This is a genomic window from Caballeronia sordidicola (assembly GCF_000729995.1).
Lineage (GTDB): Bacteria > Pseudomonadota > Gammaproteobacteria > Burkholderiales > Burkholderiaceae > Caballeronia > Caballeronia sordidicola_A.
In genome coordinates this window covers 23,303-35,902 of record NZ_JNFG01000031.1, presented here as the reverse complement: position 1 = coordinate 35,902, position 12,600 = coordinate 23,303, and the positions used below count along the sequence as shown (strand labels likewise).

Sequence of the window (12,600 nt, the reverse complement as noted above, 5' to 3'; positions counted from 1 at the left end):
CAACCGGGTTGCGCGGCCAATGCAGCGAAGCGCGAATCAGAAGCCCTGCATTGCGCTCGTCGAGTCCGCGACCAGGTGCACAAAGCCGAATATGATCGCGCCGATGACCACTGCCATGAACACGGCCACGAACGGCAGCAAGACAAAGTTCACGTTGGCGAAGTCCGCCTCATGCGACGCACGCTTGCGCACGCCGAAGAAGCTGGAAAGAACGATGCGGACGACTCGGAGGAATTCCATGGCGCTGCTCCTGTTGGTTTGGAATGCATCCATGATCCATCCACCCGGGAATCGGAAACAGCAGCAGATTCGTGCAATGCGTAGTAAGCACGGGCCGCAATTCGTCGCGGTCCGCTATGTAAGCAGCCGATCCTCTCGCGCGTCAACGTCGCGTCAACGTAATTCGCGACGGTGCAGATCGAATCGTACCGTCGAGGTGAAGAGTTGCTCATTTCATTGCTCAACGTAGCCTGAAAATGGTGCCTGACAGCACGGCGACCACTGAAGGCTCCACCCGAATGTCGGCAAATGCCGAGTGGGACACTAACGCCCACACCGTTACGTCAGGCGGGAATAACAAGACCGACCGTCAATTTCCGTGAACCATCTGCGAGAACCCTTGCGCCGCCGGAGAGAATCAGGCTCAAACCGGCAGACTCAAGCGTTACTTATCCTACCGGCCGTATTGAGGCCAGCGCCCAGTCCCTTGTCCGCCCACAATTAGCTCAGACTCGTACCGGCTCATTGCAGCTCACGTTGTGAAAAACGCCATGACCGGTTTTATTCCTTCAGATCAAAGTTGATCGCAAAAATAAAAAGTGTCAAAAATACCCGCGTGCAGCCTAGATTTTGAATTTGGTCGAAAAGTGTCAGAGTCGTTGATTTGAGCGCCCCGAGCATTGAGTAAAAAATAAAATGTGTCAATTCCGGACACTATGTGCAGACCGGCGTTATCAACGCGTCATGGTCGGGTTCAGGCTCGGGCAAAAGCCGCCGCTGAAGCAGAAGGACATCTGGGTAATTCGGATTCACCTGCAGAACTGCATGCAGTTCGCGATCTGGCCATTGCACCTTCGACAAGCGCTGCTCGCGAAGATCGGTTGGGACGCGAAGGGAGACTTCCTTGCAACAATCGTCAACAGATCAGAGACGTGATAGCGCTCGCCAGCCGGCGTGGCGTTACTGGGCGATCGCGCCTGAGCGGGCGCTTAGCAGTACGCGAGCAGATCAGCCGACCGCTTGGCCGCCGTAAATAATCGACGAGCTGTAGAACGACTGCGGCGCCGGCCCGACAGTCGGAACTGGCGCAAGTACCCCGCCCACTCGCACCAAAGCCCCGCAGCAACTGCCGAAACCCGCAACTGTCTCCGCACCTTCTGACGAAGCTTTATAGCCACGCGCCGCGACATGCCCGGTACGTTCGCCGGAACGTCACGATAGAGATTCTCGACCACGGCACGCACGCACTGGACGTCCTGCTTGACGGTATCCAACACACCGACCACGCCGATACGGCCCATCGACGCACGACCTTTATCAGATTGTTGATCGTCAGGGTCGACACCGAGTGGACTTTGCAACCGAGCTGATACCGGCATCAGCCGACTGCCCTGAAAGGTATGTTGATCACCGCACCGACGCTACCTGTCTCAAGCCTCAAAGTGTGGCAAACCGCGAATCTGCGCCCGCTATCCCGCACGCCGAAGCACGCCGGGCGATGCCGCGAGGACAGCGGCGAGCCGGCCCACTTGAAACCAGCCAGAGTACCGCCATGCAGCGATCTGAAGACGATATGAGAGACCGGCAATCCGGCCTCGATATCATCACTGATCCCGACGCTTTCCTCGCGCTCCGAGACGAATGGAATGCGCTCTGGTCGCAAGTCGATGGACGCCATCACCAGGCTTTCGATGTCTGCTGGCAGTGCTGGACCCAGGCGGCGAAGCCGAGCGGTTACCGGCTGCGTTGCATCGTCTACCGGGAGAACGGTGAACTCGTGCTCGTCTGGCCGCTCATGAGCCACCGGCGGTTCTTCTGTACCGTGCTCGAACCGCTTGCGCCCGGTACCGCTGAACACACGAGCATTCTCACGGCCACCGGCTCGAGCGCGGCGCTCAATGCAGCTTGGCGCGCCGCAACCCAACATTGCCACGCCGATCTCTTCTCTATTCCGTATGTCGCGAAGAACGCCGCGCTCCACGATCTCGCCTCGCGACACGCGGGCCTCGTCGCGGCGAAGCAGGATGTCTCCGCGACGGCGTTACTGCGTAAGGAGCCGGACTGGACGGCATACTGCAACACGCTCGGCACGTTGTCGAAGAAGAAGCCCGGTGCGCGTGAGAGGCGTTTCGAAAAGGAGGGTGTCCTGGACATCCGCATTCTCGAAGCTGACGATACGCACGCGCACGCCCAATGGGTGGACTGGATGCTCGCACGCAAACGCGAATGGGCAGAACACTTCGAAAAGAGCGGGCCCTGGCTTTATTCGCAGGGTTATCGGGACTTTCTGGTCAGTCTCGCCGACGGCACGCACGCGCAGCCGATGGGAACAGTCTTCGTGATGACGCTGGACGGCTTGCCGGTCGCCGCGTACATCATGGGCTTGGGGCATACGTGCGTGAACGGCCTGATCGGCGCCTTCGACTCGAAATTTTCCAGGTTCGCCCCCGGGTCGATCCTGATGGAACGCTGCGTCAAGTGGGCATGGGAAAATCGAATGGATCTCGACTTCGGCATCGGCACAGAAGAATTCAAGGGGTACTGGAGCCGGGGCAATGTACTGCCGAACACCAGCTTTCAGATTGCTACCACGCAGTGGGGAAAGTTGGCGTTTCACGCCAAGAATCTCGCGAAAAAACTGGCCGATTTGCGCGCGGCCAGAGCACGCGCCAGCACCAATAAAGCCGCTGATCAAGCCGATGCCCTCGCCGCGGCGACCGCCCGGACGGCTGATCCAGACATCGCTGAAATGCGGCCATCTCTCGCCATGGCGCAAGCGCCGGAACTTGGCGAAGCCTGAAGCGGAGAAGCGCGCTGCAAAAGCCTCCCTATCTCGACTGGCGCAAGCGCAGATACATCCCAAAGCACGAAGCGGCGCAGCACGTGGAAAAAACAGAGGCCGGCAAGGCCGTTCCCAAGGTCTATGGGTAAAACTCCCTCACCCACTTCCTTTCACATAGTCGACAAAAACCATCCGGGTTTCTTCGGTAGGACCAAGCGTCGGGCAGCCTTGGCCATCGACCAAAGGGGTTTGTGCCGCTCGACCACGAGTCTCGGCCTAAGCGTCGGATTGAAGCCACTCAGAAAGCGGTAGGTATTCGCGTTGGGGATACCGTCGAAATCGAAGGTGAGTTTTCGCTTCATCGCATCCTGGATCGCCGCCCAGATCAGCACGCTGATCGCGCTGCCGTGAGCGCTCGGACTGCGGGAGGACAGAAGGTAGTACGCCGCGTGCGAGTCACAGGTCACGCCAATCGCCGCCACGAGAAGACCGTTCGCGTTGTAGGCGCCAAGCAGATACCCCTCGCCCCGCTCGACGAACGCGCTGACGAGCCGCTGCATCAGATCCGCGCCGTAGATGTTCGAGCGGCTGCGCACTGTGAGATTGGATTCGTAGAACCGGTTGAATTCGGCAGGCGACTCGATAGGTGCAACCTTCAGAAATTTTTGCCCGGTGCGAATCAGGTTGCGGGTCTTGCCATTGAGTCCTTTCCACAGTTGCTCCACGTTGCGTTCCGGAGCGAACTGCAGCGTGTAGCGCGTCGATACGGTAAAGCCGTTCAGCCCGAATGCGAGGGCATCTTCCACGCGCGGATCGAAGATTTGATAAAAGCTGTCCACTTCCGGAATCTGCTCGATGAGCCGCGTGGTGATGTCGATACGATCGAGCATTGCGTGTGCCGGATCGCCTGCGAAAGGTTTGAGAGCGGGTCCAAGTGTGCGCGTGAGCGGCGGCATCTGCGACGTGCGCCAAAGTCCCTTGCGCCCGAGCGAGTACGGCATCTCGCCGACGACCTCGTTACCCCGCCGCACAGTCGCCGCGCGCCAGTTGCCGTCGGTCGCGAGGTCGAGCCACCACGCTTTGTGGAAAACCGACTGTGCGGGAAGCGGCACGCTCGCCGGGGTGGCTCCGTTGTCCGGATAAAGCTGCGGCGCCGCGAAACGCGCGCCACGCAGCGCGCTGCGGTGCGCAGTCTCAGCATCGACTTGCGCGGGGGCGGTGACCCGTGCGGTGCCGATAGTGGGAAACGCACTCGTGAACGGCGATCGCGTGCTGTCAGGACTGTTGCTTGGTGTCAGCGAGGCGCGGGCGGAGCCAAACGACGAGTTTAGGTTTTGCATGCTCTCTCCAGAACCTGTCATCGACGCGCCCGCAGCGGCGTCAGGCGTTGTGAACGCTGTCTCACGTGGCCCGCTTACCGCTGTTGCAACGCGGGTTCGATACCGGGATGTCCGCCCTGATCGTATCGACAGAACGCTTTACGCCAGGCGACGAATGGACCAGTTGCAATGCAGGTTTATATGTGGTGCTCACGACCTGATTCATAGATTGATGCAAGTGGTTTGCGTTTCGTCTCGGCAGTCATCCCTGTGCAGCTCCGGAATGCCGCGCAAATCACCGTGGCTACCGCGGACTTTATTTTCTATTTACCGAACACTACCCGCGTAAGTGCGATTTCAATGTTCGCGGACACACGTTCACGATCAGGCGCAATGTTGTCACTCGCGATTCTCCAGATTGCATCGTGGTCACGGCATTGATAATCATGTAGTTACCTAACAAGCGCAGTGCCGAAGCCCGACGGCATAGTCAAAGTGGATCCGCTCCGCCCGCTCTCGCAGATAAACGTAGGTCGGCCTTCGTTGTCCTTACAAGGTGTGCGACACCTCGGCCGAATTGCCCAGCGCTAACACGCGGTTCATACATACGCCGCGAGAACCGCGCGCTGAACGTCCTCATCAAAGGGGACAGCGGCCGGTCGAACGTCGCAGCGACCCGACGAACGAATGTCCCTCGATGGCCAAACACGGTCCGACGTTGAACTAACGGAGTGTGCCGCCATTGATCGGCCCGCGTTCGGCAGAAGTCGATCCAACTCTGATTTTCCTGTCCTCGGAACCAACGATCGGTTCTCGATCTGAAATGGACGCTGCATCTGTGCTCGAGCGCGTGTGCGAGCTGGCCGGCGAGGGGACGCGTTCACCCATACCTGGGGCACTCAACACGCCGGCGATATAGGTGGAGCCGGGAACGCAAACACTGCGCGCCGCGCCATATATCTGCAGCGCAGCTCGCGCCGTCCAAGGCCTGGCTTAACGCGATGGTGAAGCGCGAAGAGACTCGCCGAGATCAATACACCTTGAAGCGTTCGGTGCGTGCCATCAATGCCAGTCCAATAACTGCCATACCCGCGAAGAGCGCTGGCAGCAGGAAGACATTGGGAAGGCCCAAGGATGCGACCCCGAAACCGCCCGCGATGCCTCCTAACGCCGAGGCGAGAGCCGTCGAACTCATGAAGATTGCCGACGCCGTCCCCACCGCGTTGGGAAGCAGGCGTTGAGCGACGATGATGCCCAGAACCATAAATATGCCCCAGACACCACCCATGAGGATCTGTCCGGCGAACATGCCCGCTGCCGACGACCAGAGCGCAAAGCAAAGATTCGCAAACACCCCGATGGCGGCCGCGATACACATCAACCACACGTTGCCAAGCTTGCGGCCCAGCCCGATGCTGAAGGGCATGATGAGTAGTTCGATGAAAGGCTGTATCCCGATGACCGCTCCCCGTACGGCCGGACTTAGCTTGAGGTGTTCTTCCATGTAGATCAGCAGGAATCCGTACTTCACCGGTTCCCCTGCGTAGACCAGGACGAAGAGTCCCGTGAACGTCAGCAGCGGAAGCATGGCACGCAGGTTGGAGTGACGCGCGGGCTCACTCGCCGACTCCGGCTTGAGCTTGACGGTTGGGTTCAGCGTTCCGAGAGGTGCGATCTGTAGAAGCATGCAGATGGCGGTCATCCAAAGCATGGGGCGCAGGCCGTAGGCTGCTGCCACCCACGCCCCCAGGACAGGCCCAACGATCCATCCGCCGGTAAGCGCCATACGGATGATGGCAACGACACTTTCATTTGCGTCGCCGGACTTGTCGCTGAGTTCATCGTGGACGGCCGCAAAAATTTGCGAGGCGGCAGCACCGGAAATGGCCAGCAAAGCGATGGCGATGATGAAGGGCATCCAGACCGAAGTAGCGAGGGCCAGCCCCGCCCAGCCCACAAAGCCCGCCGCAGCACACATGCGAAAAAGACCGAGGCGATTCCCCGTGTGATCGGAGTAGCGGCCGACGAAATACCCCGCGACTGGAGCTGCAAGGCTGGTCAAGTAATAGAGTCCGGCCAACGGCAGCGAGGCGCCGAGTTCCTTCACCAAGAACAGAACGATCTGTGGTGCAGCCGCTGACGCGCCGAGACCCGACAGGAACATCGCAATGGTTGCACCGAGAAAAAGCCTCGAAGCTGCAACTTGACGCAATGCAGATTTACTACCGGTTCGGTCAGACATCGTGACGGATTGACTACCGCTTTGGTCAGACATCGTGGAACGAACCCCCTGGTGATGCTGCTGAAGTTGTTCGGCAGCGACGGTCCGCCCGGCGCGCACGCTGGAGATTATCGCAGCCGCTCCTCGATTGCTATGGTCAGGTCGCGCGGGACACTCCCGCATTGCCGTAACACCGGGCTGAGGCTGGAAATTGGAAACGCTTGAGCAGTCCGCGCGCTCGTTAATAACGGTCATCCGATCCGACGGTCGCTATGGCCGCAATCTGGCCGGGGCCGCCAGCGGTGGGCGACCCCTCACGGCCCTTCAGACCCTCAGGAAGCGGCCGTTCTACGTTGATATGGCGAGACGCCGAGAGCGGGCCAGGTTAAGAGAAATAAAGCGAAATGGGCGGATGCTGCGCGACTAACCAGCAGCAATATCAAACGGGCTTATCGCTGCAGTGGCTGGTATAGAAACTGATGCCATTGCCATCGGGATCCTGCATCGAGAAATAGTGGTGGCCGTATAAGTCGCCATCCGCGATAGCTGACGGTAAATATCCCTTACCGATCAGGCCGACCCTGTAGGATTCAAGATCCGCTTTTGTACGCGCTGCGATCATCAGGTCTATTTTTTCGCTGCTGAAATCAGGCCTCTGGCCATTCTGACTGTTCCGCAAAGCGCCAGCCTCATCATCTCCCTTGTCGACCAACAGCAAATGCGTGCCACCACGCATTTCAACGATCGCCAATCCGGGAAAGGTGCCGAATGCGCGCAGACCTAAACCAATATAAAAGCGAGAGCTCGCCGCAGCATCTTGGACTTTCATAACAAAGTGACCAAGAGTCAAGGCAGGCAATAGATCTTCCTTTGCATGTTCATTCATAACGTACCCCAGGGAGTTAGTTGAGAAACAATCTTGCGCCGCGAGCATCGCTACGCTAATCTGACTGGCCAGTCGGAAATATTATCCGACTGGCCAGTCGAAAAAGCAAGGGGTTGTTGTGACGCGAAAAAAGGAAATCGACAAAGACCGGGTTTTAGATGCTGCCGAGGCCGTCATCCTCGAATCAGGTGGCCGAAATTTCACGCTCGATGCCGTGGCCGAGCGTGCGGGGATCAGCAAGGGCGGTCTCGTCTATACCTTTGCGACTAAGGATGGCTTGATACACGCTGCGCTAGAACGAGAAGTTGCTCGTTTTCAGGAGGCAGTGCGTCGGCGACTTGGCAGCGGGCCAACTGGGCCGGTCGAATTGGTCCTCGCGCATATCGAGGAAGCACTGGGCGAGGACGACGCCTCGACGCAAATGGCGGCTTTTCTGGTAACCGGCCTGGTGCACGCCCCTGACATGCTGGGGCCGGTGCGAAACCTTTACCGTGCACTGCTCGATCCGCTTCGATCGGAACATGGTGAGGTTGCTGAAGTGCGTCACGCACTGCTGGCTGTTGAAGGTATTTTTCTGCTCCGAGGACTCGGGCTCGCAGAGGTTTCCGCAGACGAGCTCAAATCTGTCCTGCTCCACGCGCGCAATGTCGTCCTTGCGGCGTTAGATAGACCAGCATAGCGCCCGCTCCGAGAATCAGAGGGTCAACGATGAGCGCGGCGATCGCCCAATTCCGGCGTGCCGCGTTCAACGCATCGGCGGCAAGCAAGCAGCCGGTGCAGCGACCCACTATGGCATCCAGGCGCGTCGATTAGAACATGACCGGCTATTTCACTTACTACAGCAGAGTGAGAAGGACATTTGACTTTCTTTGGCGCGTGTCGTGCGCCCGCTGCCACTCTTCCTGAAAAATCGCTTTAAATTCAAGGATAGATTTTTCAGGAATGGCGACGCCCGACACTACGGTCAGTTGGTGACCGCTTTGCTTTGGGCGGTCCTGACGGTCCTGATCGGTACGTCTGTCGTTCACTTGCCGAAAGTTTTCATATAACATGCAAACCGGATAACCTAAACCGATCGACTGAAACTCCAGACCTCCGTGACAAAAGCGCTAACCCTGACCCAGCAAGTCGCCCAGCAAATGACGGGCGATATCCGCGACGGGGTTTACCCGGTCGGCACCAAGCTCCCATCCGGTAAGGATCTGGCTGCGCGCTTCGGCGTCAGCCAGTCGGTCATCCGTGAAGTGACGGAGCGCCTGCGCTCGAATGGCCTGATCGACAGCCGGCAGGGCGCGGGTTGTACCGTTAAGGCGCGTACGGAAACGGGAGGTTTTCGCGTCCCCCACGCGGTCGGTGCGGATCGGGCGGACCTCGCTGACGTCTACGAGCTGCGGCTCGATCTGGAAGGCGCAGCAGCGGCGCTGGCTGCCGTGCGCCGGACTGAAGCCGACATCGACGCACTGGCGGCCATTCTCAAATCGCTCGCCGATAACCTCTACACCCCGGACCACGCCGTGGAGCTGGACATCGCGTTCCATGTCGCGATCGCCGATGCCACCCACAACCGCTACTACGTCGATCTACTCCAGTACCTCAACCTCCAGATCCGCCAGGCCGTGCAGACAGCCCGTACGCATTCGCTCGCGCGTCAGCGTCTGCCTGACGAAGTCCACCGTGAACACGTCCGCGTATTCGAAGCGATCCGTGCCGGCGATCCTGTGGCCGCGCGCATCGCAGCAACTTCGCATTTGCAGAACGCAGCCGCCCGCTTGAACCTCACGATTCCTGGCCGCGACGCACTCAGCAGCGCCGCGAACCTCAGCTCCCTGACGAACACGTGAACGACTAAATGACCGACATCACTTTCCCCCAACGTCTGATCGACAAGCTCGGACCTGACGCTGTCATCACCGCTCCAGAAGAAATCGCGCCGTGGCTGTCGGACTGGCGAGGCATGTACACCGGCCACGCACAAACGGTCGTGCGCCCATCGAGCACCGAGGATGTTGCTGCAGTCCTCGCGCTCTGCTCGGACGCTCGTGTGCCGGTCGTGCCGCGCGGCGGCAACACGGGCCTGTGCGGCGGCGCCACGCCCGACGCCAGCCCCGCGAACGTGATCCTGAGCCTGGACCGGATGCACGCTATTCGCAGCATCGATACGATCGGCAACACGCTGGTCGCTGAAGCCGGCTGCATTCTCGGCAACCTGCGGCGGGCAGCAGCGGAAGAACATCGCCTGCTGCCGCTTAGCCTCGCCGCCGAGGATTCGTGCCAGTTGGGCGGCAATTTGTCGACGAACGCGGGCGGCGTCAATGTCGTGCGCTATGGCATGACGCGGGAACTGGTGCTCGGACTTGAAGCCGTCCTGCCGAATGGCGAAATCTTTCACGGCCTGCGCACGCTGCGCAAGGACAACACCGGTTACGACCTCAAGCAATTGCTGATCGGCGCGGAAGGGACGCTCGGCGTCATCACCGCCGCGGCGCTGCGGCTGTATCCGCGCAACGACGTGCGCGTGGTCGTGCTGGCGGCCGTGAATTCGTCGCAGCAGGCGCTCGATCTTTTCGAACTCCTGTTCGAACGCGGCGGCCCGCGCATGCAGGCGTTCGAATTCTTTACCGCCGAATGCCTCAGTATGGTGCTTGAACAAGTCGATGGCATGCGCGCGCCGTTCGCCGAACGTCATCCGGCTTACGTGCTGATCGAACTAGCGGATACCGTCGATGAAGCCGCGTTGCGCGAGCTTGTGGAAACGGTGATCGGCGAAGCACTTGAACGCGAGTTGTGTGTGGATGCTGCGGTATCCGAATCAATTGCACAGGTGAACAGCATGTGGCGGCTTCGTGAGGAAATCTCTGAAGCCCAGCGTGCCGATGGTCCGCATGTGAAGCATGATGTCTCGTTGCCGATTGCTTCCATTCCCGCGTTTCTTGCCTCGGCGGGAGAGCGCATCGACAGGCATCACGCGGGCGTGCGGCTGATCGTGTTCGGTCATTTCGGCGATGGCAACCTTCACTACAATCTCTCGCGTCCGGTGGGCGCGCCGCGCGAGTTCTTCCAGCTTCACGGAGAGGGATTGACGGCGCAAGTGCTGGACGAAGTAGCGCGTTATGGCGGCAGCATCAGTGCCGAACACGGCATTGGACAACTCAAGCGCGAGTATTTCAGCCGCTATAAAGACCCGCTGGAAATCCGCCTGATGCGCGAGATTCGAAAGGTCTTCGATCCCCACGGCATCATGAATCCGGGCAAGATCTTCTGATGAGAACACGGGCGCTTGCAGAAGGCGCATCCTCGCGAACGCACTGCATTCATCTTACGCACTGGCGCTGACCTGAAGGGTCCTTGCCTAGCGCGCCGGTGCGCTGGCATGGCCCGCCAGATTGGCGTTCAACTGCCCGGCAAGCCCATACAGCACGCTAAGAAACGGCACCGGGATTCCAGCCTTCACCGCCAGCTCATGAGGCGCACCCAGGATGGCTTCTATCTCCAGTTGACGGCCTGCTTCCACGTCCTGGAGCATCGACGTCTTGAACGCGCCGAGCTTGCGGGTTTGCGCGTTGCGCGCCTGGGCAGTCATGTTCAGTTCAATCCCGATCTCTTCGCCTATGCGCCGTGCCTCTTCCATGATCGAGACGACAAGCTGCGCCGTCAGCGGGTCATCGAGAATCACGTCGGCGGTCGAACGGGTGATCGCGCTGATGGGATTCATGGTCATGTTGCCCCACAGCTTGGCCCAGATATCGCTGCGAATCTGGCTCGATGCCGTTACGTCGAATTGAGCGAGGCGGAGCAATTCGATAGCGCGCGCCGCCTGATCGGCGACACCCGCAGCGGCGGGTCCGACAATAAGCTGGTTGCCATTGCCCTTTTTGATCACGCCAGGCGCGGCTATTGACGAGGAAAGATGCACGACGCAGCCGGAGACTTGCGACGGCGGCAGCGCAGACGATACAACGCCTTCCGGATCGACCGATTCGAGCCGTTGCCCTTCAAGACGTCCGCCAAACGCGTTGAGAAACCACCAGGGCACGCCATTCATGACCGAGACAATATGCGTGCCTGCGTTCACCAGAGGCGCCAGAGATTGGGCTGCCTGTATCAGCGCCGGTCCTTTCAGGCAGATGAACAGCAAGTCCTGCGCACCGAGCGTGCCGGGCTGATCGGTCGCGTTGATAGTGGCGACATACTGGTCCTCGCCCTCCACGACGCTCAGGCCATTGCGTTGTATGGCGTCAAGATGCGGCCCGCGCGCCAGGAGGTTCACTGCAACGCCGGCACGCGCCAGGCGAGCCGCGACGATACCGCCAATGGCGCCCCCGCCAACCACGGTGATTTTGATGGCTTGTTGATTCAAATCTATCCCCTGTACGAAGTGTCGATGCGATCGACGCGTCGAATAAGTGCGGCAAGGACATTCTCCCCAGCGCCATGCGCAGGCGAAAACTGTAGCGAATCCCGCGTCGTGCCCTTCACGATTTCATCGCTGATGGGCAGCGTATTTCCGCGCATGGAATGCGTGACAACTTGAATCTCGCACGCGCGGTTCAGGGTCCAGAGCAACGCGAACGCGTGAGCAAGCGTGGTTCCATGCGCGAGCAGCCCGTGGTTGCGAAGGATCAGCAGGCGCTTGTTGCCCATGGAGCTTAGCAGCCTGGACTTCTCTTCGTCATGGACCGTGATGCCCTCGAACGGATGGTACGCAACCATGTTGTGCAACTGGGCGGAGTAGAAGTTCGTGTACGACAAACCATCCTCCATGCACGCAACCGAAAGCCCCGCGGTTGTATGAGTATGCATGACGCAATGTGCGTCTTCCACATGCTCGTGAATGGCGCTGTGAATGACGAAACCCGCAGGATTGACCGGGTAATCCGACGGACTCAGGATTCTCCCGCTTAAGTCTATCCTGATGAGATTGGATGCGGTGACTTCGTCGTAAGCCAGTCCGAAAGGGTTGATCAGGAAGTGCTTTTCCGGTCCGGGTACACGCAACGTAATGTGATTGAAGATCAGCTCGGTCCAGCCGAGCATATGAAACACGCGATACGTTGCGGCGAGCGAGAGTCGGGCCTGCCATTCGTCAGGCGAACACCAGGCGGGCGCGGGCGGCGTGTTACGTTCGGAAGCGGTCACGGTGTGTCTCCTCAGACTGCCGAAGCAGGTGCAGTCA

At 59.6% G+C, this 12,600-nt stretch carries 12 protein-coding genes; 4 read left to right on the top strand and 8 right to left on the bottom strand.

The features are described 5' to 3' along the window. Positions 1-36 precede the first annotated feature (36 nt). Complete coding sequence (locus FH08_RS0126180; protein ID WP_031361205.1) at positions 37-240, bottom strand: DUF2970 domain-containing protein; 204 nt, start codon at positions 238-240, stop codon at positions 37-39. 968 nt (positions 241-1,208) lie between these two features. Continuing rightward, a complete protein-coding gene (locus tag FH08_RS52635) occupies positions 1,209-1,598 on the bottom strand; it encodes a hypothetical protein (protein ID WP_160172504.1) in 390 nt (129 codons plus the stop codon). Between the two features lie 173 nt (positions 1,599-1,771). Between FH08_RS52635 and FH08_RS0126165 the strand changes: the two genes are divergently transcribed. Further along, a complete protein-coding gene (locus tag FH08_RS0126165; protein WP_031361203.1) occupies positions 1,772-3,019 on the top strand; it encodes a GNAT family N-acetyltransferase in 1,248 nt (415 codons plus the stop codon). 152 nt (positions 3,020-3,171) lie between these two features. On the opposite strand, the gene FH08_RS0126160 is transcribed toward FH08_RS0126165, so the two are convergent. The 3 genes from FH08_RS0126160 to FH08_RS0126150 all read right to left on the bottom strand — a co-directional run bounded on the left by FH08_RS0126160 (position 3,172) and on the right by FH08_RS0126150 (position 7,427). Next, positions 3,172-4,341 carry a GNAT family N-acetyltransferase gene (locus tag FH08_RS0126160; RefSeq protein ID WP_081889577.1) on the bottom strand — a complete coding sequence of 390 codons (1,170 nt, stop codon included), beginning with the start codon at positions 4,339-4,341 and terminating at the stop codon, positions 3,172-3,174. 1,009 nt (positions 4,342-5,350) lie between these two features. Beyond that, on the bottom strand, positions 5,351-6,484 hold the full coding sequence (locus FH08_RS0126155) for an MFS transporter (RefSeq protein ID WP_200878788.1): 1,134 nt from the start codon (positions 6,482-6,484) through the stop codon (positions 5,351-5,353). A 496-nt stretch (positions 6,485-6,980) separates the two neighbouring features. Next, complete coding sequence (locus tag FH08_RS0126150) at positions 6,981-7,427, bottom strand: VOC family protein (protein WP_031361200.1); 447 nt, start codon at positions 7,425-7,427, stop codon at positions 6,981-6,983. A 118-nt stretch (positions 7,428-7,545) separates the two neighbouring features. Between FH08_RS0126150 and FH08_RS0126145 the strand changes: the two genes are divergently transcribed. Then, positions 7,546-8,106 (top strand): TetR/AcrR family transcriptional regulator, encoded by a 561-nt coding sequence (locus FH08_RS0126145; protein WP_031361199.1) that lies wholly within the window; start codon positions 7,546-7,548, stop codon positions 8,104-8,106. 157 nt (positions 8,107-8,263) lie between these two features. Here FH08_RS0126145 and FH08_RS0126135 read toward each other — a convergent pair whose 3' ends face one another. Further along, the gene (locus tag FH08_RS0126135; RefSeq protein WP_031361198.1) at positions 8,264-8,479 is read right to left on the bottom strand and encodes a hypothetical protein; all 216 of its coding nucleotides are present in this window, start codon (positions 8,477-8,479) and stop codon (positions 8,264-8,266) included. 45 nt (positions 8,480-8,524) lie between these two features. On the opposite strand from FH08_RS0126135, the gene FH08_RS0126130 reads away from it, so the two are divergent. Next, positions 8,525-9,268 carry a FadR/GntR family transcriptional regulator gene (locus FH08_RS0126130; protein WP_031361197.1) on the top strand — a complete coding sequence of 248 codons (744 nt, stop codon included), beginning with the start codon at positions 8,525-8,527 and terminating at the stop codon, positions 9,266-9,268. 8 nt (positions 9,269-9,276) lie between these two features. After that, the gene (locus tag FH08_RS0126125; protein ID WP_031361196.1) at positions 9,277-10,689 is read left to right on the top strand and encodes an FAD-binding oxidoreductase; all 1,413 of its coding nucleotides are present in this window, start codon (positions 9,277-9,279) and stop codon (positions 10,687-10,689) included. A gap of 87 nt (positions 10,690-10,776) precedes the next feature. On the opposite strand, the gene FH08_RS0126120 is transcribed toward FH08_RS0126125, so the two are convergent. Beyond that, positions 10,777-11,790 (bottom strand): 2-dehydropantoate 2-reductase, encoded by a 1,014-nt coding sequence (locus FH08_RS0126120; protein ID WP_051888550.1) that lies wholly within the window; start codon positions 11,788-11,790, stop codon positions 10,777-10,779. Further along, positions 11,787-12,563, bottom strand: a complete 777-nt coding sequence (locus FH08_RS0126115; protein ID WP_035567176.1) for a class II aldolase/adducin family protein — start codon at positions 12,561-12,563, stop codon at positions 11,787-11,789. Before FH08_RS0126115 ends, FH08_RS0126120 begins: the two co-directional genes overlap by 4 nt. Between the last annotated feature and the right edge of the window lie 37 nt (positions 12,564-12,600).

Excerpts from the sequence above, each read along its gene's own strand:
- FH08_RS0126180 (WP_031361205.1), bottom strand. The coding sequence starts at position 240 with ATGGAATTCCTCCGAGTCGTCCGCATCGTTCTTTCCAGCTTCTTCGGC.
- FH08_RS52635 (WP_160172504.1), bottom strand. The coding sequence starts at position 1,598 with ATGCCGGTATCAGCTCGGTTGCAAAGTCCACTCGGTGTCGACCCTGAC.
- FH08_RS0126165 (WP_031361203.1), top strand. The coding sequence starts at position 1,772 with ATGCAGCGATCTGAAGACGATATGAGAGACCGGCAATCCGGCCTCGAT.
- FH08_RS0126160 (WP_081889577.1), bottom strand. The coding sequence starts at position 4,341 with ATGCAAAACCTAAACTCGTCGTTTGGCTCCGCCCGCGCCTCGCTGACA.
- FH08_RS0126155 (WP_200878788.1), bottom strand. The coding sequence starts at position 6,484 with ATGTTCCTGTCGGGTCTCGGCGCGTCAGCGGCTGCACCACAGATCGTT.
- FH08_RS0126150 (WP_031361200.1), bottom strand. The coding sequence starts at position 7,427 with ATGAATGAACATGCAAAGGAAGATCTATTGCCTGCCTTGACTCTTGGT.
- FH08_RS0126135 (WP_031361198.1), bottom strand. The coding sequence starts at position 8,479 with ATGTTATATGAAAACTTTCGGCAAGTGAACGACAGACGTACCGATCAG.
- FH08_RS0126125 (WP_031361196.1), top strand. The coding sequence starts at position 9,277 with ATGACCGACATCACTTTCCCCCAACGTCTGATCGACAAGCTCGGACCT.